This window comes from Streptomyces globisporus, from assembly GCF_003501885.1.
Classification (GTDB): Bacteria; Actinomycetota; Actinomycetes; order Streptomycetales; family Streptomycetaceae; genus Streptomyces; species Streptomyces globisporus_D.
This window is the reverse complement of record NZ_QWFA01000036.1, coordinates 62,602-82,787: the sequence shown is the minus strand read 5'-3', so window position 1 is coordinate 82,787 and position 20,186 is coordinate 62,602. Positions and strand designations below refer to the sequence as shown.

Here is a 20,186-nt window from a genome sequence, read left to right as displayed (position 1 = left end):
CTGCGCGATGTCCCCACGACGACGAAGGCCGACACGGCGGCACACCGCGAGGGGCACCGGGCGCGCTCACCCCTCCGCGATCACCACCGCCGACGCCACCCCCGCGTCGTGGCTGAGCGAGACGTGCCAGCCCCGTACGCCCAGTTCGGCGGCGCGGGCGGCGACCGTGCCGCTGACCCGCAGCCGGGGCTGCCCGCTCTCCTCGACCCAGACCTCCGCGTCGCTCCAGAGCAGCCCGCCCGGTGCGCCGAGCGCCTTGGCCAGGGCCTCCTTCGCGGCGAACCGGGCGGCGAGCGAGGCGATCCCGCGCCGCTCGCCGCTCGGCAGCGTCAGCTCGCTGCCGACGAAGAGGCGTTCGGCCAGCTGGGGCGTACGCTCCAGCGCCGCGCCGAAGCGCTCGATCTCGGCCACGTCGATGCCGACCCCAATGATCACGGCCCCCACCCTCGCTCGCTCACTTGCTCACTCGCTCACTCCACGGTCACGGACTTCGCCAGATTGCGCGGCTGGTCCACTTCGTTGCCGCGGGCCGTCGCGAGCTCGCAGGCGAAGACCTGGAGCGGCACGGTGGCGACCAGCGGCTGAAGCAGCGTAGGCGTTGCGGGGACGGTGATGAGGTGGTCGGCGTACGGGAGGACGGCGTCGTCGCCCTCCTCGGCGACGACGATGGTGAGCGCGCCCCGGGCCCGGATCTCCTGGATGTTGGAGACGATCTTGTCGTGGAGGACGGAACGCCCGCGCGGTGAGGGGACGATGACGACGACCGGGAGGCCCTCCTCGATGAGCGCGATGGGCCCGTGCTTGAGCTCGCCGGCCGCGAACCCCTCGGCGTGCATGTAGGCGAGTTCCTTGAGCTTGAGCGCGCCTTCGAGGGCGACGGGGTAGCCGACGTGCCGGCCGACGAAGAGGACGGTGTCGTGGTGGGCGAGGGAGCGGGCCAGTTCGCGGACGGGCTCCATGGTGGTGAGGACGCTCTCGACCTCGGCGGAGATCGCGGAGAGCTGACGCACCACCGTACGGATCTCGTCGCCCCATTTCGTGCCGCGCACCTGGCCGAGGTAGAGGGCGACGAGGTAGCAGGCGACGAGCTGGGTGAGGAAGGCCTTGGTGGAGGCGACGGCGACTTCGGGTCCGGCGTGCGTGTAGAGCACGGCGTCGGATTCGCGCGGGATCGTCGAGCCGTTGGTGTTGCAGATGGCGAGCACCTTCGCGCCCTGTTCGCGGGCGTGCCGGAGGGCCATCAGGGTGTCCATGGTCTCGCCGGACTGGGAGATGGCGACGACGAGGGTGCGCTGGTCGAGGATCGGATCGCGGTAGCGGAACTCGCTGGCCAGCTCGGTCTCGCAGGGCAGCCGGGTCCAGTGCTCGATGGCGTACTTGGCGATCATCCCGGCGTGGAACGCGGTGCCGCAGGCGACGATGACGACCTTGTCGACCTCGCGGAGTTCGACGTCCGGGATGCGGACCTCGTCGAGGTGGAGCGCGCCCTCGCCGTCGACCCGGCCGAGGAGGGTGTCGGCGACGGCCTGGGGCTGGTCGGCGATCTCCTTGAGCATGAAGGAGGCGTAGCCGCCCTTCTCGGCGGCGGAGGCGTCCCAGTCGACGTGGTACTCCCGTACGTCGGCGGGCTCCCCGTCGAATCCGGTGACGGTGACGCCCTCGGGGCTCAGCTCGACGACCTGGTCCTGGCCCAGCTCGATCGCGGAGCGGGTGTGGGCGATGAAGGCGGCGACGTCGGAGGCGAGGAACCACTCGTCCTGCCCGACGCCCACGACGAGCGGCGAGTTGCGCCGCGCGCCGACGACGACGTCCGGCTGGTCCGCGTGCACGGCGACGAGGGTGAAGGCCCCCTCCAGCCGCCGGCACACCTCCCGCATGGCGTCCGCGAGGTCCCCGCCCGCCGAGAACGCCTCGGCCAGCAGATGCCCGACGACCTCGGTGTCCGTCTCCGACTCCAGGGCGTGCCCGCGCCCGGTCAGCTCCCGCCGCAGGGCCGCGAAGTTCTCGATGATCCCGTTGTGCACGACGGCGACCCGGCCCGCGTTGTCGAGATGCGGATGGGCGTTGACGTCGGTCGGCGCCCCGTGCGTCGCCCACCGGGTGTGCCCGATCCCGGTCCGCCCGGCGGGCAGCGGCCGGTCGCCCAGCTCCTTCTCCAGATTGACGAGCTTGCCCGCCTTCTTCGCGGCGGCGAGCCCGCCGTCCGCGAGAACGGCGACACCCGCCGAGTCGTAGCCCCGGTATTCGAGGCGCTTGAGTCCTGCGACGACGACGTCCTGCGCCGACTGCATACCGACATAACCCACGATTCCGCACATAGCGGCACCATAAGGCCGGAGGCGGCTCCACGGCAGGGCGGGCCGCGCCCGGCGGCATGTCACACCGCCCGGCGCGGCCCGCTGTTCCGCTCCTCGGCCCCTTACGGGTCCTGGTCTAGGAGCAGTACTGCGCCTCCTTGCCGATCGACCGGTACATGCAGTCCGCGTTCTCGATCAGTTGCAGCACCGCGTCCCGGTTGCGGGAGGTCTCGCGTTCGATGACCTCGTCGGGCGGGTAGAAGCCGCCGCCGGAGGCCGAGCGCGGATACATCTCGAAGGTGTAGCCGAAGATCTTCTGCGAGCCCCACAGCCAGTCGTCGATCGACCCGTCGGTGATGTACAGGTCGCTGGACTGCTCGGCGGTGTAGCCGTTGCTCGCCGCCATCTTCCGGCCGACGGCCGCGAACGCGTTGCGGTCGTCGGCGGTCATGCCGGGGGCGGTGTCGTTGTACGTGTAGCCGAAGGGCCACAGCACCAGTTCGCTGTACGTGTGGAAGTCGATGGCCGCCGTGATCTGCTGCTTGCCGCCGACCACCCGGCTGCGCACGAAGTCCGCGACGACCTTCGTCTCGGGCGCGGACTCGGCGGCCCGGCCGCGGTAGGTGTCCGAGGACGGGCTGGAGGAGGATCCGCCGCAGCAGCCCCACTTGTAGGCCCAGTTGCGGTTGAGGTCGGTGCCGATCGCGCTGGAGCCGGAGTTGGGCTGCCGGTTCTTGCGCCAACTGCGGTACGAGCCGGAGGCGATGTCGTACTCGCCGCCGTCCGGGTTCATGTCCGGCACGATCCACAGCTCACGGCCGTTGACCGCCTGCGTGATCCGGGAGTCGGTGCCGTAGCCGGCGGCGAACTCGCGCAGCAGGTAGAGCGACATCTCCACGGTCAGGTGCTCACGGGCGTGCTGGTGGGCGGTGAACAGGACCTCGGGCTCGGCCTCGTCGGTACCGACGTTGTCGCTGACCTTGACGGCGATGATGTCCCGGCCCTGGTACGTCTTGCCGATGACCCGCTTGCTCATGATCGACGGGTTCGCGGCGATGCGGGCGTCGATCGCCGCCGTCATCTCGGCGTAGTTGTGGTAGCGGGAGTCGGCGGGCGGGAAGTCCTGGACGCCGACGCCGTCCGCCGCATGGGCATGCGCGTGGGCGTCGGGCGCGGGCAGGGCCTCCAGGGTGTGCCCGCGCGCCCGGAGCTTCTTGGCCTGGGCGGCGTCCGCGGTGATCACGATGCCGTGGTCGTGCACCTCGTCGATCGAGACGCCCGCGCGGGCGATGTCGGTGCGGGCGGCGGGGGTGGTGCGCCCGGCGATCTCGTACTGGAGCACCCGCTCGTCGGCGGCGACGGCCGCGTTCGGGGCGGAGGGCTCGGCGGTGGCCACGGCGGTCGCGGGGGCCGCGAGGCCGAGGGCGAGCAGAACGGCTAGGGCGGTGTTGCGGCGGGTCCTCGCAGGCCGGGTTCTCGGCCGGGAGGTCCGTGGGGTGACAAGTCGCATGCTGGCGTCTCCTGGGTCCGTCGGGGTGGGGGGGTGGAGCTGTGCGACGGGCACAGGATGGAGTCATGTCATGAGCGGGTCAAGATGCGGATTCCGGCCATCGCGCCCCTTTTGGCCGAAGGGGAAACGACAGGGAAAAGGCGCGGGGAGCCCGGGAGGACGGAGATGCCGGGCCCGCCCCCGCCTACTCCCCCAGCTTCCGCCGCAGCGCCGCCCGCTCCGGCTCGGTGCCCGCCGCCTCCAGCGCCTCCCGGTACGCGACCGCCGCCTCCCCCTTCCGCCCCAGCCGGGTCAGCAGATCCCCCCGGGCCACCGCGTACGGCGGGTACGTGCGCAGCCTCGGCTCCCCCGCCAACGCGTCCAGCAGCGCGAGCCCGGCCCCCGGCCCGTCCCGCATCGCCACCGCCACGGCGCGGTTCACCGCCACCACGGGGGACGGCGTGAGGGCGAGCAGCACGTCGTACAGGGCCACGATCTGCACCCAGTCCGTGGACTCCACGTCGGCCGCCTCGTCGTGCAGGGCGGCGATGGCCGCCTGCACCCCGTAGGGCCCGGCCGGTCCGCCGGTCAGCGCCTGGACCACCAGGTCACGGCCCTCCTCGATCATCGCCCGGTCCCAGCGCCCCCGGTCCTGCCCCTCCAGGAGCACCGGCTCGCCCTCCGGGCCCGTCCGCGCGTCGCGCCGGGCGTGGACGAGGAGCAGCAGCGCGAGGAGCCCGGCGGTCTCCCGGAGGAGCCCGGCGGCCTCGAGGCGGTCCGCCTCGCCCGGATACTGCGCCGCCTGCTGCCCGCCGAACGGGAGACCGCCGGGCTCCTCGCGCTGCTGCTCCTCGTCCACGCCCGGCGCGACGCGCGGACGGCGGGCAGCAGGCGGCGCAGTATCCGGGCGAGGCGGACCGCCTCCTCCGCCAGGTCGAGCCGCTGGAGACGGGGGCCCGAGCTGGCCGCGTACCCCTCGGTGAACACCGAGTAGACGACCTGGAGCACCCCGGGCAGCCGCTCCGGCAATTCGTCGGGTCCGGGCACCCGGAACGGGATCCGGGCCTCGCGGATCTTCTTCTTCGCCCGCACGATGCGCTGGGCCATGGTCGCCGTCGGCACGAGGAAGGCACGGGCCACCTCCGGTGTGGTGAGCCCGGCGAGGCAGCGCAGGGTGAGGGCGGTACGGTCCTCCGCGGCGAGGGCCGGGTGCGTGCAGGTGAAGAACAACTGGAGCCGCTCGTCCGGCAGTTCACCGGCCCCGGTGGCGTCGGCAGCGGGCGCGAGGGCCTCGTCCCGTTCCGCGTCGGCCCGGAGGACGGCGAGCCGGGCCGCGTACGCCTGGTCGCGCCGCAGCCGGTCCACGGCCTTGCGCCGCGCGGTCGTGAGCAGCCAGGCCCCGGGCCGGGCGGGGACGCCCCCGGCGGGCCAGTGGCGCAACGCCGCCTCGATCGCCTCGGACGTCACCTCCTCGGCCAGGTCCAGGTCTCCGAACCGGCGGACGAGGGAGGCGAGCAGCAGCCCGCGCTCCTCCCGGAACACCGCCTCGACGGCTTCGGCGGCCCCGCCGACCGCCGGAAGGTCCTCGTCCGCCACCGCTCTCAGGCTCCGAAATCCGCGACCGGCCGGACGACGACCGCCCCGCCGTCGCGCGACCCGGGACAGCGCGCGGCCCAGTCGAGGGCGGCGTCGAGGTCGGGCACGTCGATCACGAGGAACCCGCCCAACAGCTCCCTGGTCTCGGCGAACGGCCCGTCCGTCACGGTCCGCTCCCCCGTGGGCGAGACCCGCACGGTGGTCGCGGTCACCAGGTCGGCCAGCGACTCCCCGGAGACGTGGATCCCGGCGTCGCGTACGGCCTTGTCGTAGGCCATCCAGTCCTCGACGGTGCACGAGGGCGCGCCGCCCTGCTCGTCGACGGCCCCGCTGTGGATCAGCAGCATGTACTTCATGATCGGCTCCTGTCGTCTGTCGGGACCCTTGTCCGGTCCCCTGTGGTCCCAGCCCTCGGGGCTGGCTTACACCATGACGACGAACGGGACCGGGCCCGATCGACACACCGCCCGCATCCTTTTTACGACGCCCCCTCCGCCCCCGGCCGCCCGCACACCCCCAGGCTGCACCAGCGGCGCCGGCCGCCCGCGTCGAGGAACAGCCACCCGCAGTCCTGTCCCGGACAGGACCGAACGGTGAGGCGGCGGGGGTCGGCGAGCAGGTCCGCGGCGCGCTGGGCCACGGCGTGCAGCGGCAGCCGGAGCCCGGAATCCGGGTGCGGGCTCCAGCGCCCGAGGCCGTCCTCGCCCCGGACGAAGACGGCCTGGCGCATGGCCTCCTGGACCACCTCGGCGACCCGCCCGAAGCCCCCGCCACGGCCCTCACCCACTCGAGGCTCGCCCACGAGGCACCCGTACAGCGCCCCCCGGAACTCCCGCGCTCCTTCCAGCACGGCGCTCGCCTCCTCCGGCCGCTCCTGCGCCCTCCGCAGCAGCCGGGTGACCGTACGGTCGTCGAGGAGATCCAGGTGCCCGGCCCAGATGGCGAACGTGCGGTAGCCGCGCAGCCACTCCGAGCCGGGCAGCCGCTCGCCGCCCCACCCGGCGTACGTGTTGCAGAACTCCAGGGCGGGGTCCCCGCCGGTGTTCAAGGGCAGCCACTCCCCGCGCACCCGCACCGCGTACGTGGGCGTCTCGGCCCGCCGCAGCGCCGGGTCGTCCCGGCGCACCCGGTCGTACAGGGTCCGCAGGTCCCGCCCCGGCTCGGCGTCGAAGGCGGACCGCAGGGTGCCGCGCACGGACCGGTAGAGGCGCAGCGCGTCGGCGGACCGGCCGCTGCGGTGCAGGGCGAGCATGCTGTCGGCGACGAGGCGTTCCCGTTCGGGGTGCTCCTCGGCGAGCGGCGGCAGCTCGGCGGCGACCCGCTCGTGCCGCCCCAGTGAGAGCAGGAGCCGGGCGCGCTCCTCCGCCGCGGACAGCCGCAGGGCGGCGAGCCGTTGCCCGATCCGGTCGCGCAGGGACGCGTCCGCGACGTCCGCCAGCAGTTCGCCCCGCCACAGCGTCAGCGCCCGGTCGTAGCGGAGCACCCGCTCCTCGTCGCCCACGGCCGCCGCGGCCTCCCGTACACCGTCCTCGAAGGCCCGGGTGTCGATCAGGTGTCCGTCGGGGCGGAGGAGGTAGCCGTCGTTGCGCGTCTCGACGTGGACGCCGTCGGGCCCGAGGGCGGCGCGGAGCCTGCCGACGTAGGTGTGGAGGGTGGACCGGGCCCCGGCCGGGCCCTCGCCGTTCCAGAGCAGGTCGATGAGCCGCCCGGTCGGAACGGCCCGGTCCGCCTCCAGGGCGAGGACCGCCAGCAGGCACCGTTCCTGACGGCGCAGACCGGTGTCCACCGGGCGGCCTTGGTGGAGGACGTTGAACGGTCCGAGCAACTGGAATTCCATCGGGAAAGCATCCGGCCGCGCCCGCTCCCGGGGCCACCCCCCGTGGTGAGCGTTTGGTGAGCGCCCCGGCAGATCATCGTCGGGCAGGCCGCGACCCCGGCCTGCCGGACGGACGATCGGGGAGTTCTCATGCGTAAAAACGTTCTCGGCACGGCTGGTACGGCTTTCGGCACAGCGTGCCTGACCGTGCTGGCACTCGGACTCGGCACGGCCCCCGCGACAGCGGCCCCGCCCGCCGCCGCCCAGGGTTCCGGCTGGGAGCCGGCCCCCTCGGCCCCCTGGGACGTCCCGGCGGGCGAGCGGTGCGCGTTCGCCGTCCACGGCGAGCCGATCGTGGACGAGGTAGTCAGCCGCGAACTGCCCCCGCCCGCCGAGGGGGTGACCAGGACCGCCTACAAGGGCGACCTCGTGATCCGCGTGACGAACAAGGAGACCGGAGCCCACTTCGACGCCGACGTGAGCGGCACCGCGCTGGTCGACGCGTACGCCTCCGGGGCCCAGCTCTGGCGGGTGCTCGGCCCGGTCCTGGTGGGCGTGGGCGAGGGCAGCCTGGCCCGGGGCCTGTACGTCGTCGACGGCGCTTACACGATCGACATCAGCCCCACGGGCATCAAGACCGTGGCCGGTCCGGCGGTCAGGACGGACAGCATCTGCGCCCGGATCGGCTGATCCACTGATTCACGCGCCGATCACGCGGGGGCGGAGTCGCGCACCAGCGTGAACCAGAAGGTGGGAACCGGATTCGTCCCGGGTGTCACGTCGGCCGGCTGCCACCCGGGGAACCTGCCTCGGAGTTCGTCCGCCGTCACGCCGGACCACGAGTCGTCGAACGCCCCGGGCCCGTACCCGAACATCAGCAAGCGCGCACCGGGCGCGGCACGCCGGGTGAGGCCGGCCGCGTAGGCGTCGCGGCGGTGCGGCGGGATCCCGCAGTAGCAGCTCAGGTCGAAGAACAGGTCGTACGGGCCGGACACGCCCACCTCGTCGAGGCGGGTGGCGTCCCCGCACAGCACAGTGACGTCCGCTCCGGCCGCGTCGGCCTTCTCCCGGGCCTGCCGGACCGCGAGCTCGACCAGGTCGACGGCCGTCACCCGCCAGCCGTGCCGGGCCAGGTACACCGCGTTGGTCCCGGTGCCGCAGCCGAGTTCGAGCGCCCGCCCCGGCGTCAGCGAGCCGGGCCCCTCCACCAGGGCCACCAGCTCGGGCGGCGTGACGCCGCTGTCCCACGGCGGCTCGCCGTCCCGGTAGAAGCCCTCCAGCACGCCTCGGACGAAAGCCTCTTGCTCGATCTCGGCAGCAGTCCCGTGCTCACTCATCGCGACCCTCCAGAAGATTAGAGTTCGACTCTAGTGTTTGACTCTAGAGATAAGCTCCTGCAATGGATGCGGTCAAGGGTTCCGACGGACAGAACGCCAGACGCCCCGGCAAGAGGGACGAGCGCTCGCGGCGCACCCGCGAGAAGATCGTTGCGGCGGCGCTGGAGCTGTTCGTCGCGCAGGGGTACGGGGCGACCAGCCTTCAGGAGGTCGCGGACCGCGCGGGCGTGGCCGTCCAGACCGTGTACTTCGTGTTCCGGAACAAGCGCACGCTGTTCAAGGACGTCGTCGACACGTCGATCGCGGGCGACGTCGAACCGGTCGCCACGATGGACCGCGACTGGTTCCGCGCGGCGTGCGCGGAGCCGACCGCGGCCGGACAACTGCGCGCCCACGTGCGGGGCGTGCGCGGCATCCTCGGCCGGGTCGCCCCGGTCATCCCGCTGATCGCGGCCGCGGCGGCCACGGACCCGGAGATCGCCGCGCAGTGGCCCGCCGGCCCCGACCCGCGCTACACCGTTCAGCACGCCGCGGCGGAGGCACTGACCTCCAAGCCCGACGCCCGCCCCGACGTCGACACCGCACGCGCCGCCGACCTGCTGTACGGGCTGCTCAGCCCCGAGCTGTACCTGATCTTCACCCGCGACCGGGGCTGGTCCCCGGACGCCTGGGAGGCATGGGCCTGCACGGCCCTGCTGGCCCAGCTCTGCAAGGACGAGGAGTGGACGGCCGGCCCGGACGACTGACCGGCCGCCTCACGCGCCGATCAGGCAGGGCTCGGCGTACGCCCGGGCATCGCGGCACTCCCGGCAGCACCCCGGTACGGACGACCGGAAGGCCGGGTCGCGGTCGTCGCGGTTCCGGAGCGGGACGACGGGATGGCTGCGGGCAGGGAGAGGCCTCGGTCGCTGGGAGAGCCGGCTGGAGATGATCGTGTAGCCGTCGGTGAGCCGGATGTTGATGTGTACGACCCCGGCGGACGGGGCGCGCGAGGGCGCGCTACGTCGTGGGTCACCACGTCGCTGCGGACCGCGACCCGGTGACCCACATTCCCGGCCCCTCGCCCGCCCCACCGGATCGCGGCTGTCACGATCCGGTGAGCGCCACCTCGGCCCAGACCGTCTTGCGCGGGAACGGGCCGTGTTCCGTACCCCATCGCGCTGACAACGCCTCGACGAGCAACAGCCCCCGCCCGCCCTCGGAGTCGGCGTCCGGATCCCGCCTTTCCGGGATGCGGTCACCCCGGGTGTCGGCGACCTCGATCCGCAACACGTCGTCGTACACGCTCAGCGTGATCCGGAAGTCGCGCCCCGGCACGTACCCGTGCAGCGCCGCGTTGGTGGCCAGCTCGCCGATGACGAGACTCGCGTCCTCCAGCGGGAGCCCCCAGGAGCGCAGTTGCTCGGTGGCGAGCAGACGGGCGAGGCGGGCGCCCCGGCGGGTGGCGGAGAGCTGGACGGCGAACTGACCGGTGCGTGCACGCGGGTGGGTGATTTTTCGGTTCACGTCACTCAGCGTGGCCGCCCGTATCTACGCTGAGAAGCACTGACACGGGTACGGACCATCACTGTCCCTGGTGTGTACAGGCCTGTCCCCGTACGTACGGTGCCCGCCGCGCGGGCGCACGGGATGAAGGCGGGACGGCAGATGATCGACGGAACCGAAGAGGACCGGGAGTTCGGCCTGGAGGACGACTCCGGAGCCGTCATCGCGGCCGTGGGCCGGCAGATCAAACTGTGGCGCGAGGAAGCCGGGTTACGCGCCGCCGAGCTGGGCTCGATGATCGGGTACAGCGAGAACCTGGTCTTCAAGGTCGAGGGCGGCCGGCGCATCCCGAAGCCGGAGTTCCTGGACAGGACGGACACGGCCCTCGGGGCGAACGGCAAGATCTCGGCGATGAAGAAGGACGTGGAGGAGGCGCGGTATCCGAGGAAGGTCCGTGACCTGGCGAAACTGGAGGCGGAGGCGATCGAACTCGGCGCGTACGCAGGGGTGGTGATCCATGGGCTGCTCCAGACCGAGGAGTACGCCCGCGCGCTGTACGCACAGCGGCGACCCGCGTACGCGGAGGACGACATCGAGCGCCTGGTGGCCGCTCGGATGGCCCGGCAGGTGGTCTTCGGCCGCCGCCCCGCTCCCCTGCTGACGTTTGTCCAGGAAGAGGCGACGCTCCGGCGGCGGACCGGGGGCAGAATGGTCCTGCGACGACAGCTCGAACACCTGCTTGAGCTGGGCCAGTTGCGGCATGTCGAGATCCAGGTCATGCCGATGGACGCGGCGGAGCACGCGGGTCTGGGCGGCTCGCACCGCATCCTTAAGCTCAGGGACGGAAAGACCGTCGGGCACAACGAGGTTCAGCTCATCAGCGGGCTGATCACCGATCCGAGGCAGGTGCAGATCCTGGAGATGCGCTACAACCTCATCCGATCGCAGGCCCTCACGCCCCGGCTGTCGCGGGAATTCATCGAGAAACTGCTGGGAGAGACATGAGCGCCACTGAGCTGACGTGGTTCAAGAGCAGCTACAGCACCAACGACGGCCCCGACTGCGTCGAGGTCGCCGCCGCCCCCACCACCATCCACGTACGCGACTCCAAGCAACTCCCCACCGGCGGCCCCCACCTCGGCTTCACCCCGGCCGCCTGGGCGGACTTCGTGACGTACGCGTCGGAGGCCTGAGCCATGCCCGTACCGCCGGTCGTCCGGGTCAAGGACTTCGACCACCTCGTCCTCAACGTCGGAGACGTCGAGCGAGCCCTTGAGTTCTACTGCGGGCCGCTCGGCCTGGAGCCGGTCCGGGTCGAGGAGTGGCGGGAGGGCAAGGTCCCGTTCCCCTCGGTCCGGGTCAGCCCGACGACGATCATCGACCTGCTGGACCGTCCGCGCGGCGAGTCGAACGTCGACCACATCTGCCTCGTCGTCGACCCGCTCGACTGGCAGGAGGTGATCGACTCCGGGGTGTTCACGGTGAAGGAGGGGCCGGTTCCCCGCTTCGGGGCCCGGGGATCGGCCACCTCCGTCTACGTGCTCGACCCGGACGGCAACACGGTCGAGCTGCGCTGGTATCCCCAGGACGCGTGAGACGGGGGCCGGGCCCGCAGCCCGCTGCGGGCCCGGCCCTCTCGCTCCACGGGCCACCCGTGAACCTTTCCGGCCGCTGCGGACAACAGGGGGTGACAGACACACCGACCGACGCACCCTGGAGGCGCAGTGACCGGACCACCTCCGGCCCGCCCGGGCACCTCGGGCGACGGCAGGGACGACGCCGACGTCATCGCCCAGTCCCTCGACGAGCCCGAACTGTTCGCCGGGCTCTACGACCGGCACGCCCCGGACATCCACCGCTACGCCGCCCGCCGCCTCGGGGAGGGCGCGGCGGACGACATCACGGCGGAGACGTTCCTCATCGCGTTCCGTACCCGGGCCCGTTACGACACGGCCCACCGGCTGGCCCGGCCCTGGCTGTACGGCATCGCGGCCAACCTGATCGGCAAGCACCGCCGTAGCGAGGTCCGCGCGCTGAAGGCGCTGGCCCGGACCGGGCACGACCCGGTCGCCGCGTCGTGGAGCGACCGCTCCGACGACCGGGTCGCCGTCCAGGCGCCGCTCGCGGGGGCGCTGGCCTCGCTCTCCCCCGGCGACCGGCACGTCCTCCTGCTCGTCGCCTGGGCGGACCTCGGCTACCAGGAGGTGGCCGAGGCGCTGCGGATCCCGCTGGGCACGGTGAGGTCCCGGCTGAACCGGGCCCGCCGCAAGGTCCGCGAGGCGCTGAGCAGCAACCCCGCGTTCGCATCCGCGCTCGACTCGGCGCTCGACGCATCGCCCCCCACGGCCGGACAGGAGCTGAGCCCGTCATGGACGAAATGACCCGGCTACGGGAGCTGCGCGCCGATGCCCCCGTACCCCACCGCGCCGCCCTGGCCCCCGGCCGCAAGCGGCTGACCGACTCCATCGAGGGCGGGAGCCGCCGCACGTTCCGGCTGCGGGCCGACTGGCGGATCGCCTCGCTCGGCGCGGTGGTGGCGATCACCGCGGCGGCACTCTTCGTCACCCAGATCGTCGACACCTCGGACCCCCGGCAGTCGGGTCCGGCGACCGTGGCGGGCGACCTCGACCTGTCCAGCCCGGCCGGCGCCCTCGGGCAGGCCGCCGACTTCCTGGAGCGGCAGGAGGTCCCTCCGGAGCCGCGGGCGGACCAGTGGATCTATCTCCGGCAGGGAAGCCCTGAGCAGGAGAAGTACTGGAAGGAACTTCCTGCCGAGATCCGGAAGCAGACGAGATGGTCCTACAGTCCGGACTCCTGGATTCCGTACGACGACAAGGCCGCGGAGAACGACACGTCCGACACCGACTACCGGACCGCCCGCGAGTCCTACCGGATCGCCGCGGGACTGCCGGAGGACCCGGATGCGCTCCTCGCGGAGCTGCGGAAGGTCTTTCCCTCCGGTACCGGCCCCGAAAGTGTTCCCGAGACCAAGGACGCCCACAGCTTCCGCGCCCTGACCGCCCTGCTGGAGTCCTACCCGCTGCCGCCGGACGCCCTGGCCCGGATGTACCGGGCGATGGCCACGATCGAGGGCGTCGGCGTGACGGACCACCTGATCCGGGACGCCTTCGGCCGCCAGGTCATCGCCGTGACCCGGGGGTACGACCGGAACACGCGGCGCGAGATCCTCATCGACCCGGTCGACTACAGCTACGCGGGCCGGCGCGAGGTCGTCATCAGGACACACGAGGTCTACGGCCCCGAGGACAGTGACGGGCCCGACCGCACGGTCCTCAAGCGTGGCGACATCCTGAGCAATATCGCGAGGACCGCGGCGGCCGTGGTCGACGCCGAGGGCCAGAAGCCCTGACCGGACGGCTCGCACGAAGCCCGGGCGTGGGCCCGGTGTCCGGCACAGGGGAGCGGACACCGGGCCCACCGCCGTTCCGAGAGGGGCCGCCACCCACGTGACCGACCCCACCCCCCACTCCGTCAAAACTCCCGCAACAATGAAGGGTGATCACTTCGCCCGCACGGAGCCCCCAGCGCCGCACCGAGCATGCGCCGACCCCGTACGTCGACCTCTCGCGCGACGAGTGGAGCGCGCTGCGGGACAAGACGCCGCTGCCGCTGACCGCCGACGAGGTGGAGCGGCTGCGGGGGCTCGGGGACGTCATCGACCTGGACGAGGTGCGGGACGTCTATCTGCCGCTCTCCCGGCTGCTCAACCTGTACGTCCAGGCCACCTCCGGGCTGCGCGGCGCGCTGAACACCTTCCTCGGCGACGCCGGGAACGGGCACGGGGCGCAGCGCGGGACCCCGTTCGTCATAGGGGTCGCGGGCAGTGTCGCCGTCGGCAAGTCCACCAGCGCCCGTATCCTCCAGGCTCTCCTGGCCCGCTGGCCCGAGCACCCGAGGGTCGAGCTGGTGACCACGGACGGGTTCCTGCTGCCGATGAAGGAGCTGCGGGCGCGCGGGCTGACCTCGCGCAAAGGGTTCCCGGAGTCGTACGACCGGCGGGCGCTGACCCGGTTCGTCGCGGACATCAAGGCGGGCAAGGACGAGGTGACCGCGCCCGTCTACTCGCACCTGATCTACGACATCGTCCCCGGCGAACGGCTCACCGTGCGCCGCCCCGACATCCTCATCGTCGAGGGCCTCAACGTCCTCCAGCCCGCCCTGCCCGGCAGCGACGGCCGTACGCGCGTCGGGCTCGCCGACTACTTCGACTTCAGCGTGTACGTGGACGCGCGCGCCGAGGACATCGAGACCTGGTACCTGAACCGCTTCCGCAAGCTGCGCGCCACGGCGTTCCAGGACCCGTCCTCGTACTTCCGCAAGTACACCCAGGTCTCCGAGGAGGAGGCGCTGGACTACGCGCGCACCATGTGGCGGACCATCAACAAGCCGAACCTCCTGGAGAACGTGGCTCCGACGCGCGGCCGTGCCACCCTGGTGCTCCGCAAGGGTCCGGACCACAAGGTCCAGAAGCTGTCCCTGCGCAAGCTCTGACACCTCACCCGGGAGGGCGTGCCGCGTGCTGCACCTGCGTCTGATCGTGCCCGCCGACACCACGGACGAGGTCGTCTCCCTGCTGGGGTCCACCGTCGGCACCGCCCACCTCGTGGTCCTGCCGGGCGCCGCCCGCTCCCCCGCGGGCGACGTGGTGATGTGCGACGTGGCACGCGAGGCCGGCGACGAGCTGATCGAAGAGCTCCGCAGGCTCGGCATCGACAGGACCGGGGCGATCAGCCTCGAAAACCTCGACCTCACCCTCTCCTCGCACGCCGACAAGGCCGAGCACGAGGCCCCGGGCGACAGCGCCGACGCGGTCCTGTGGGAGGAGCTGACGGAGGCGACGCACGAGGAGTCGACGTTCTCCCTCACCTACGTCTCCTTCCTCGCCCTCGCCACCATGCTCGCCGCCTGCGGTGTGATGCTCGACAACGCGGTGCTGATCGTGGGCGCGATGGCGGTCGGCCCGGAGTTCGGGCCGCTGGCCGGGATCTCCACGGCCATCGTGCAGCGCGCCCCGCGCCTGGTCGCCCGCTCGCTGTGGGCGCTGATCGGCGGCTTCGCGCTGGCGATGATCGTCACGGCCGGTTTCGCCTGGCTGCTGGACGCGTTCGGCCTGTTCACCCACGACATGATCGACAGGCCCCGGCCGAACACCGGCTTCATCTGGCACCCGGACTGGATGTCGTTCGTCGTGGCGTTCCTGGCCGGCGCGGCCGGGACCCTCTCCCTCACCTCGGCGAAGTCCGGGGCCCTGATCGGCGTGGCGATCTCCGTGACGACGGTCCCGGCCGCCGCCAACGCGGCCGTCGCGTTCAGCTACGCCGACTACCAGCAGACCGTCGGCTCGGGACAGCAGCTCCTCGCCAACCTCGGCGGAATCGTCCTGGCGGGCACGCTGACACTGCTGCTCCAGAAAGGCCTGTGGAGGATCCGGCGTACGCAGAAGCCCCCGGCGAGCACGCCGGGGGCCTCGGTGGGGGCGTGACGGACCGCTTACGCGGCCGCAGGGCTCAGGGCCTCACCCCAGCGCGGACTTCACCACATCGGCCAGTCGGCCCGCGACGGCGCGCGCCTGCTCGATGTCGGCGGCCTCGACCATGACCCGCACCAGCGGCTCCGTACCCGACTGGCGCAGCAGCACGCGCCCGCTCTCGCCGAGCTCGGCCTCCGCCTCGACGACCGCCGCGGCCAGCTCGGCCGAGGTGTTCACCCGGGTCTTGTCGACGTCGGGGACGTTGATGAGGACCTGGGGCAGACGCTGCATGACCCCGGCCAGCTCGGCGAGGCTCCGGCCGGTGGCGGCGACGCGGGCCGCCAGCATCAGGCCGGTCAGCGTGCCGTCGCCGGTCGTGGCGTGGTCCAGGACGATGACGTGCCCGGACTGCTCGCCGCCCAGCGCGAAGCCCTCGGCCTTCATCGACTCCAGGACGTACCGGTCGCCGACCGCCGTCTGGACGAGCCGGATGCCCTCGCGCTCCATGGCCAGCTTGAAGCCGAGGTTCGACATGACCGTGCCGACCACGGTGTCCTTGCGCAGCTGCCCGGCCTCCCGCATGGCGAGGGCCAGCACGGCGAGGATCTGGTCGCCGTCGACCTCCTCGCCCGCCCCGTCCACGGCCAGGCAGCGGTCGGCGTCGCCGTCGTGCGCGATGCCGAGGTCGGCCCCGTGCTCGACGACGGCGGCGCGCAGCAGCTCCAGATGGGTGGAGCCGCAGCCGTCGTTGATGTTGAGGCCGTCCGGGTCGGCCCCGATGGTGACGACCTCGGCGCCGGCCCGGGCGAACGCGGCGGGCGAGACCCGGGCGGCGGCGCCGTGCGCCTCGTCCAGGACGACCTTCAGGCCGTCGAGCCGGTTGGGGAGGACGCCGACGAGGTGGGCGACGTAACGGTCGAAGCCCTCCGTGTACTCGGTGACCCGGCCGACGCCGGCGCCGGTCGGGCGGTCCCACGGCTCACCGGTGCGGTGCTGCTCGTAGATCGACTCGATCCGGTCCTCCAGCTCGTCGGCGAGCTTGTGGCCGCCGCGCGCGAAGAACTTGATGCCGTTGTCGGGCATCGCGTTGTGGCTGGCGGAGAGCATCACGCCGAGGTCGGCGTCGAGCACGCCGGTGAGGTGGGCGACCGCGGGCGTCGGCAGCACGCCGACGCGCAGCACGTCCACCCCGGCGCTGGCCAGACCCGCCACGACGGCGGCCTCCAGGAACTCTCCGGATGCCCGCGGATCACGTCCGACCACGGCGGTCGGGCGGTGGCCCGCGAAGGTGCCTGCCTCGGCGAGTACGTGCGCCGCCGCGACCGAGAGACCGAGCGCCAGCTCGGCCGTCAGGTCGGCGTTGGCGACACCCCGTACTCCATCCGTACCGAAGAGTCGTCCCACTGGTGTCCTCCGAAGTGCTCCGAAATCACAAACCACTACTGCACAGCAAATGAAACTGAGAAAAACAAACAACGAAAGCGACGAAAAGCCACAAAAGGGCACGTCGGGTGGCATCGTTCACGCCTGGTGCGTCCGGGCCGATGAACGTCTCATGCCGTTATACGCCCGCGAGCGTCGATAAACGAACGCCCCGGCAGCACGGAGTGTGCCGCCGGGGCGAACGTGACAGTCGAGCAGGCGATATTTAGCGCTTGCTGTACTGCGGGGCCTTACGGGCCTTCTTGAGACCGGCCTTCTTGCGCTCGACCGCACGGTCGTCGCGGGAGAGGAAGCCGGCCTTCTTCAGCGTGGCGCGGTTGTTGTCCACGTCCGCCTCGTTCAGCGCGCGGGCCACGCCGAGGCGCAGGGCGCCGGCCTGACCGGAGACGCCGCCACCCGAGATGCGGGCGATGACGTCGTAGCGGCCGTCGAGCTCGAGCACCTTGAAGGGCTCGTTGACTTCCTGCTGGTGCACCTTGTTGGGGAAGTAGTCCTCAAGGGTGCGACCGTTGATCTTCCACTTGCCGGTGCCCGGAACGATCCGGACGCGGGCGATGGCGTTCTTGCGACGGCCCAGGCCGGCGGCGGGCTGCGGGTCACCGAAGCGGCCCGCGAGGGACTCGCTGGTGTACTCGCCCTCGACGGGAACCTCGGACTCGAAGGTGGTGACCTCGGCGAAGGTCTCCTCGCCCTCGGTGCCCACCGTGTCGTCGGCGGTCGTCTCAACTGTGGTCTCGGCCACGATTCTCCTCAGATCTTTCTGTACGTCTTAGGGGGTGGCCGGAACTACTGCGCGACCTGGGTGATCTCGAACGGGACCGGCTGCTGAGCAGCGTGCGGGTGCTGGTCGCCCGCGTAGACCTTGAGCTTCGAGAGCACCTGACGGCCCAGGGTGTTCTTGGGGATCATGCCCTTGATGGCCTTCTCGACGGCCTTCTCGGGGTTCTTCGCCAGCAGCTCGTCGTAGCGCACCGAACGGAGACCGCCCGGGAAGCCCGAGTGGCGGTACGCCATCTTCTGGGTCTTCTTGTTGCCGGACAGGTGCACCTTGTCGGCGTTGATGATGATGACGAAGTCGCCCATGTCCATGTGGGGGGCGTAGATCGCCTTGTGCTTGCCACGGAGGAGGTTGGCAGCCGTGGTGGCCAGACGGCCCAGGACGATGTCCTGAGCGTCGATGATGTGCCACTGGCGAGTGACATCGCCGGGCTTGGGGCTGTACGTACGCACTTCGTAGCCTTCGCTTCTTAGTGGATGAGGTCCAGACAACACATGGCACCCCTGAAGCGATCATGCAGCTGGGGCTCACAGCGCCGGGACGATGCCCGTATGCGAGCCACTGGTAACTGCTCCAGAGAACCTACGTAGGGGCCCTGAGCGCCACGAGGGCGCGGCCGATACGCATAACAAAGAGGAAGCCTACAGTCGACCCCACACGCTGGTCAAAACGCCCTGGAGTCGACCAGCCCGGCCGCACGAGTGCAGCCCGCCGGCGCTTGAGGCGATCCTTTCAGCCCCGCAGGCGTTTGAGGCGCGGGGGCCCGGGGGCAGCACCCCCGCAACGGCGCCGCACGGCACCTCACCGCGACCGCTCAACCCTCCGCTCGTCCCACACCGGCTCCGCCGTCTCCCGCACCACCCCGTCCGACCCGAACACCAGATACCGGTCGAACGACTTCGCGAACCACCGGTCGTGCGTCACGGCCATCACCGTCCCGTCGTACACCTCAAGCCCGTCCTGCAGCGCCTCCGCCGACTCCAGGTCCAGGTTGTCCGTCGGCTCGTCCAGCAGCAGCGCCGTCGTCCCCGCCAGCTCCAGCAGCAGGATCTGGAACCGCGCCTGCTGCCCGCCGGACAGCTTGTCGAACGCCTGGTCCCCCTGCCGCTCCAGCTCGTACCGCCGCAGCACCGACATCGCCCCGCCCCGGTCCTTGGCGTGCTCCGACCAGAGGATGTCGACCAGCGTCTTCCCCAGCAGCTCCGGATGCGCGTGCGTCTGCGCGAAGTGGCCCGGCACGACCCGCGCCCCGAGCTTCCACTCCCCCGTGTGCGCCACCGGCTCCCCCGCCAGCAGCCGCAGGAAGTGCGACTTGCCGGACCCGTTGGAGCCGAGGACCGCGACCCGCTCCCCGTAGAAGATCTCCAGGTCGAACGGTTTCATCAGCCCGGTCAGCTCCAGGCCCTTGCAGGTGACCGCCCGCACCCCGGTCCGCCCGCCGCGCAGCCGCATCTTGATGTCCTGCTCGCGCGGCGGCTCCGGCGGCGGCCCGGCCTCCTCGAACTTCTTGAAGCGGGTCTGCATCGCGTGGTAGCGGTTCGCCATGTCGGGGCTGTTCGCCGCCTGCTGCCGCATCCGCAGGACGAGCGCCTTCAGCCGGGCGTGCTCCTCCTGCCAGCGCCGCAGCAGCTCCTCGAACCGCGCGAACCGCTCCTTGCGGGCGTCGTGGTACGTGGCGAAGCCGCCACCGTGCACCCACACGTCGCTGCCCGCCGGGCTCGGCTCGACGCTGACGATCTTCTCCGCGGCCCGGGACAGCAGCTCCCGGTCGTGGGAGACGAAGAGGACCGTCTTACGGGTCTCCTTCAGCTTCTCCTCCAGCCACCGCTTCCCCGGCACGTCCAGATAGTTGTCCGGCTCGTCCAGCAGCAGCACCTCGTCGGGCCCGCGCAGCAGCGCCTCCAGCACCAGCCGCTTCTGCTCGCCGCCGCTGAGGGTGCGCACCTCGCGCCACTGCGCCTTGTCGTACGGGACCCCCAACGCGGCCGTCGTGCACATGTCCCAGACGGTCTCGGCCTCGTACCCGCGCGCCTCCGCCCAGTCGCTCAGCGCCTGCGCGTACGCCATCTGCGCGGCCTCGTCGTCGACGGTGAGAATGCGCTCCTCGGCAGCGTCGACGGCCTTCGCGGCCTCCCTGATCCGGGGCTGGGCCACGGACACCAGCAGGTCACGTACGGTCCGCTCGTCCCGCACCGAGCCCACGAACTGCGGCATCACGCCGAGCCCGCCGCTCACCGAGACCGTGCCGCCGTGCGGCTGGAGCTCACCGGCGAGGAGGCGCAGCAAGGTCGTCTTGCCCGCCCCGTTCGCCCCGACGAGCGCGACGACGGCTCCGTCGGCCACCCGGAACGAGGCGTCGCCGAGCAGCACCCGCCCGTCCGGAAGGTAGTACTCAAGGTGGCCCGCTTCGAGATGTCCCATACCGAGCATTGTCACGGTCCGCGAACTCCAGGC

Annotated in this window: 21 protein-coding genes and 2 pseudogenes; 10 read left to right on the top strand and 13 right to left on the bottom strand. The window is 71.8% G+C overall.

The genetic code is table 11. The annotated features are described in order from the left end of the window. Positions 1-66 precede the first annotated feature (66 nt). From D3105_RS09165 to D3105_RS09150, 4 genes and pseudogenes are all read right to left on the bottom strand, one after another. Positions 67-435 (bottom strand): holo-ACP synthase, encoded by a 369-nt coding sequence (locus tag D3105_RS09165; protein ID WP_073820354.1) that lies wholly within the window; start codon positions 433-435, stop codon positions 67-69. Positions 436-470: 35 nt separating this feature from the next. After that, on the bottom strand, positions 471-2,318 hold the full coding sequence (gene glmS, locus D3105_RS09160) for a glutamine--fructose-6-phosphate transaminase (isomerizing) (protein WP_118901926.1): 1,848 nt from the start codon (positions 2,316-2,318) through the stop codon (positions 471-473). A gap of 115 nt (positions 2,319-2,433) precedes the next feature. Then, on the bottom strand, positions 2,434-3,807 hold the full coding sequence (locus D3105_RS09155) for a M14 family metallopeptidase (RefSeq protein WP_118901922.1): 1,374 nt from the start codon (positions 3,805-3,807) through the stop codon (positions 2,434-2,436). Positions 3,808-3,991: 184 nt separating this feature from the next. Then, positions 3,992-4,537: pseudogene (locus D3105_RS09150) on the bottom strand (DUF6596 domain-containing protein); the annotation flags it as partial. On the opposite strand from D3105_RS09150, the gene D3105_RS36000 reads away from it, so the two are divergent. After that, entirely contained in the window at positions 4,496-4,780 is a 285-nt protein-coding gene (locus D3105_RS36000; protein ID WP_425315727.1) for a DUF6596 domain-containing protein, read from the top strand. The pseudogene D3105_RS09150 and the gene D3105_RS36000 sit on opposite strands and share 42 nt — an antisense overlap. Here D3105_RS36000 and D3105_RS09145 read toward each other — a convergent pair. The 3 genes and pseudogenes from D3105_RS09145 to D3105_RS09135 form a co-directional block, all read right to left on the bottom strand. Then, a pseudogene (locus D3105_RS09145) lies at positions 4,666-5,382 on the bottom strand (RNA polymerase sigma factor); the annotation flags it as partial. The gene D3105_RS36000 and the pseudogene D3105_RS09145 sit on opposite strands and share 115 nt — an antisense overlap. 5 nt (positions 5,383-5,387) lie before the next feature. After that, positions 5,388-5,738, bottom strand: a complete 351-nt coding sequence (locus D3105_RS09140; protein ID WP_118901919.1) for a YciI family protein — start codon at positions 5,736-5,738, stop codon at positions 5,388-5,390. 122 nt (positions 5,739-5,860) lie between these two features. Beyond that, on the bottom strand, positions 5,861-7,219 hold the full coding sequence (locus D3105_RS09135) for a BTAD domain-containing putative transcriptional regulator (RefSeq protein WP_118901916.1): 1,359 nt from the start codon (positions 7,217-7,219) through the stop codon (positions 5,861-5,863). Positions 7,220-7,348: 129 nt separating this feature from the next. Here D3105_RS09135 and D3105_RS09130 point away from each other — a divergent pair, with 129 nt between their 5' ends. Beyond that, positions 7,349-7,888 (top strand): hypothetical protein, encoded by a 540-nt coding sequence (locus D3105_RS09130; protein ID WP_206272694.1) that lies wholly within the window; start codon positions 7,349-7,351, stop codon positions 7,886-7,888. Between the two features lie 20 nt (positions 7,889-7,908). Here D3105_RS09130 and D3105_RS09125 read toward each other — a convergent pair whose 3' ends face one another. Next, positions 7,909-8,535, bottom strand: coding sequence for a class I SAM-dependent methyltransferase (locus D3105_RS09125; protein ID WP_118901913.1), 627 nt, complete (start codon positions 8,533-8,535; stop codon positions 7,909-7,911). Positions 8,536-8,597: 62 nt separating this feature from the next. On the opposite strand from D3105_RS09125, the gene D3105_RS09120 reads away from it, so the two are divergent. Next, positions 8,598-9,281, top strand: coding sequence for a TetR/AcrR family transcriptional regulator (locus D3105_RS09120; RefSeq protein WP_118901910.1), 684 nt, complete (start codon positions 8,598-8,600; stop codon positions 9,279-9,281). 340 nt (positions 9,282-9,621) lie between these two features. Here D3105_RS09120 and D3105_RS09110 read toward each other — a convergent pair whose 3' ends face one another. Next, positions 9,622-10,041: an ATP-binding protein gene (locus D3105_RS09110; protein ID WP_118901907.1), complete on the bottom strand. Its 420-nt coding sequence runs from the start codon at positions 10,039-10,041 to the stop codon at positions 9,622-9,624. Between the two features lie 141 nt (positions 10,042-10,182). On the opposite strand from D3105_RS09110, the gene D3105_RS09105 reads away from it, so the two are divergent. From D3105_RS09105 to D3105_RS09075, 7 genes are all read left to right on the top strand, one after another. Next, positions 10,183-11,025 (top strand): helix-turn-helix domain-containing protein, encoded by an 843-nt coding sequence (locus tag D3105_RS09105; RefSeq protein WP_118901981.1) that lies wholly within the window; start codon positions 10,183-10,185, stop codon positions 11,023-11,025. After that, positions 11,022-11,213, top strand: a complete 192-nt coding sequence (locus D3105_RS09100; RefSeq protein WP_118901904.1) for a DUF397 domain-containing protein — start codon at positions 11,022-11,024, stop codon at positions 11,211-11,213. The genes D3105_RS09105 and D3105_RS09100 overlap by 4 nt, the downstream gene beginning before the upstream one ends. 3 nt (positions 11,214-11,216) lie before the next feature. Then, complete coding sequence (locus tag D3105_RS09095) at positions 11,217-11,615, top strand: VOC family protein (RefSeq protein WP_118901901.1); 399 nt, start codon at positions 11,217-11,219, stop codon at positions 11,613-11,615. Between the two features lie 129 nt (positions 11,616-11,744). Then, positions 11,745-12,401 carry an RNA polymerase sigma factor gene (locus D3105_RS09090; RefSeq protein ID WP_118901898.1) on the top strand — a complete coding sequence of 219 codons (657 nt, stop codon included), beginning with the start codon at positions 11,745-11,747 and terminating at the stop codon, positions 12,399-12,401. Next, a complete protein-coding gene (locus D3105_RS09085; protein WP_118901895.1) occupies positions 12,389-13,390 on the top strand; it encodes a CU044_5270 family protein in 1,002 nt (333 codons plus the stop codon). Before D3105_RS09090 ends, D3105_RS09085 begins: the two co-directional genes overlap by 13 nt. Before the next feature lie 146 nt (positions 13,391-13,536). Then, complete coding sequence (gene coaA, locus D3105_RS09080; RefSeq protein ID WP_030084349.1) at positions 13,537-14,532, top strand: type I pantothenate kinase; 996 nt, start codon at positions 13,537-13,539, stop codon at positions 14,530-14,532. A gap of 25 nt (positions 14,533-14,557) precedes the next feature. After that, positions 14,558-15,523, top strand: a complete 966-nt coding sequence (locus D3105_RS09075) for a DUF389 domain-containing protein (protein ID WP_118901891.1) — start codon at positions 14,558-14,560, stop codon at positions 15,521-15,523. A 33-nt stretch (positions 15,524-15,556) separates the two neighbouring features. Here the strand turns inward: D3105_RS09075 and glmM are convergent, their stop codons facing one another. From glmM to D3105_RS09055, 4 genes are all read right to left on the bottom strand, one after another. After that, the gene (glmM, locus tag D3105_RS09070) at positions 15,557-16,915 is read right to left on the bottom strand and encodes a phosphoglucosamine mutase (RefSeq protein WP_118901888.1); all 1,359 of its coding nucleotides are present in this window, start codon (positions 16,913-16,915) and stop codon (positions 15,557-15,559) included. 244 nt (positions 16,916-17,159) lie between these two features. Then, positions 17,160-17,696: a 30S ribosomal protein S9 gene (rpsI, locus tag D3105_RS09065; protein ID WP_006126903.1), complete on the bottom strand. Its 537-nt coding sequence runs from the start codon at positions 17,694-17,696 to the stop codon at positions 17,160-17,162. A gap of 44 nt (positions 17,697-17,740) precedes the next feature. After that, positions 17,741-18,184, bottom strand: a complete 444-nt coding sequence (gene rplM, locus D3105_RS09060) for a 50S ribosomal protein L13 (protein WP_006126902.1) — start codon at positions 18,182-18,184, stop codon at positions 17,741-17,743. A 349-nt stretch (positions 18,185-18,533) separates the two neighbouring features. Next, the gene (locus tag D3105_RS09055) at positions 18,534-20,153 is read right to left on the bottom strand and encodes an ABC-F family ATP-binding cassette domain-containing protein (RefSeq protein WP_118901885.1); all 1,620 of its coding nucleotides are present in this window, start codon (positions 20,151-20,153) and stop codon (positions 18,534-18,536) included. Between the last annotated feature and the right edge of the window lie 33 nt (positions 20,154-20,186).

Coding starts and splice junctions, on each gene's coding strand:
- glmS (WP_118901926.1), bottom strand. CDS start 2,318: ATGTGCGGAATCGTGGGTTATGTCGGTATGCAGTCGGCGCAGGACGTC.
- D3105_RS09155 (WP_118901922.1), bottom strand. CDS start 3,807: ATGCGACTTGTCACCCCACGGACCTCCCGGCCGAGAACCCGGCCTGCG.
- D3105_RS09140 (WP_118901919.1), bottom strand. CDS start 5,738: ATGAAGTACATGCTGCTGATCCACAGCGGGGCCGTCGACGAGCAGGGC.
- D3105_RS09135 (WP_118901916.1), bottom strand. CDS start 7,219: ATGGAATTCCAGTTGCTCGGACCGTTCAACGTCCTCCACCAAGGCCGC.
- D3105_RS09130 (WP_206272694.1), top strand. CDS start 7,349: ATGCGTAAAAACGTTCTCGGCACGGCTGGTACGGCTTTCGGCACAGCG.
- D3105_RS09125 (WP_118901913.1), bottom strand. CDS start 8,535: ATGAGTGAGCACGGGACTGCTGCCGAGATCGAGCAAGAGGCTTTCGTC.
- D3105_RS09120 (WP_118901910.1), top strand. CDS start 8,598: ATGGATGCGGTCAAGGGTTCCGACGGACAGAACGCCAGACGCCCCGGC.
- D3105_RS09105 (WP_118901981.1), top strand. CDS start 10,183: ATGATCGACGGAACCGAAGAGGACCGGGAGTTCGGCCTGGAGGACGAC.
- D3105_RS09100 (WP_118901904.1), top strand. CDS start 11,022: ATGAGCGCCACTGAGCTGACGTGGTTCAAGAGCAGCTACAGCACCAAC.
- D3105_RS09095 (WP_118901901.1), top strand. CDS start 11,217: ATGCCCGTACCGCCGGTCGTCCGGGTCAAGGACTTCGACCACCTCGTC.
- D3105_RS09085 (WP_118901895.1), top strand. CDS start 12,389: ATGGACGAAATGACCCGGCTACGGGAGCTGCGCGCCGATGCCCCCGTA.
- D3105_RS09055 (WP_118901885.1), bottom strand. CDS start 20,153: ATGGGACATCTCGAAGCGGGCCACCTTGAGTACTACCTTCCGGACGGG.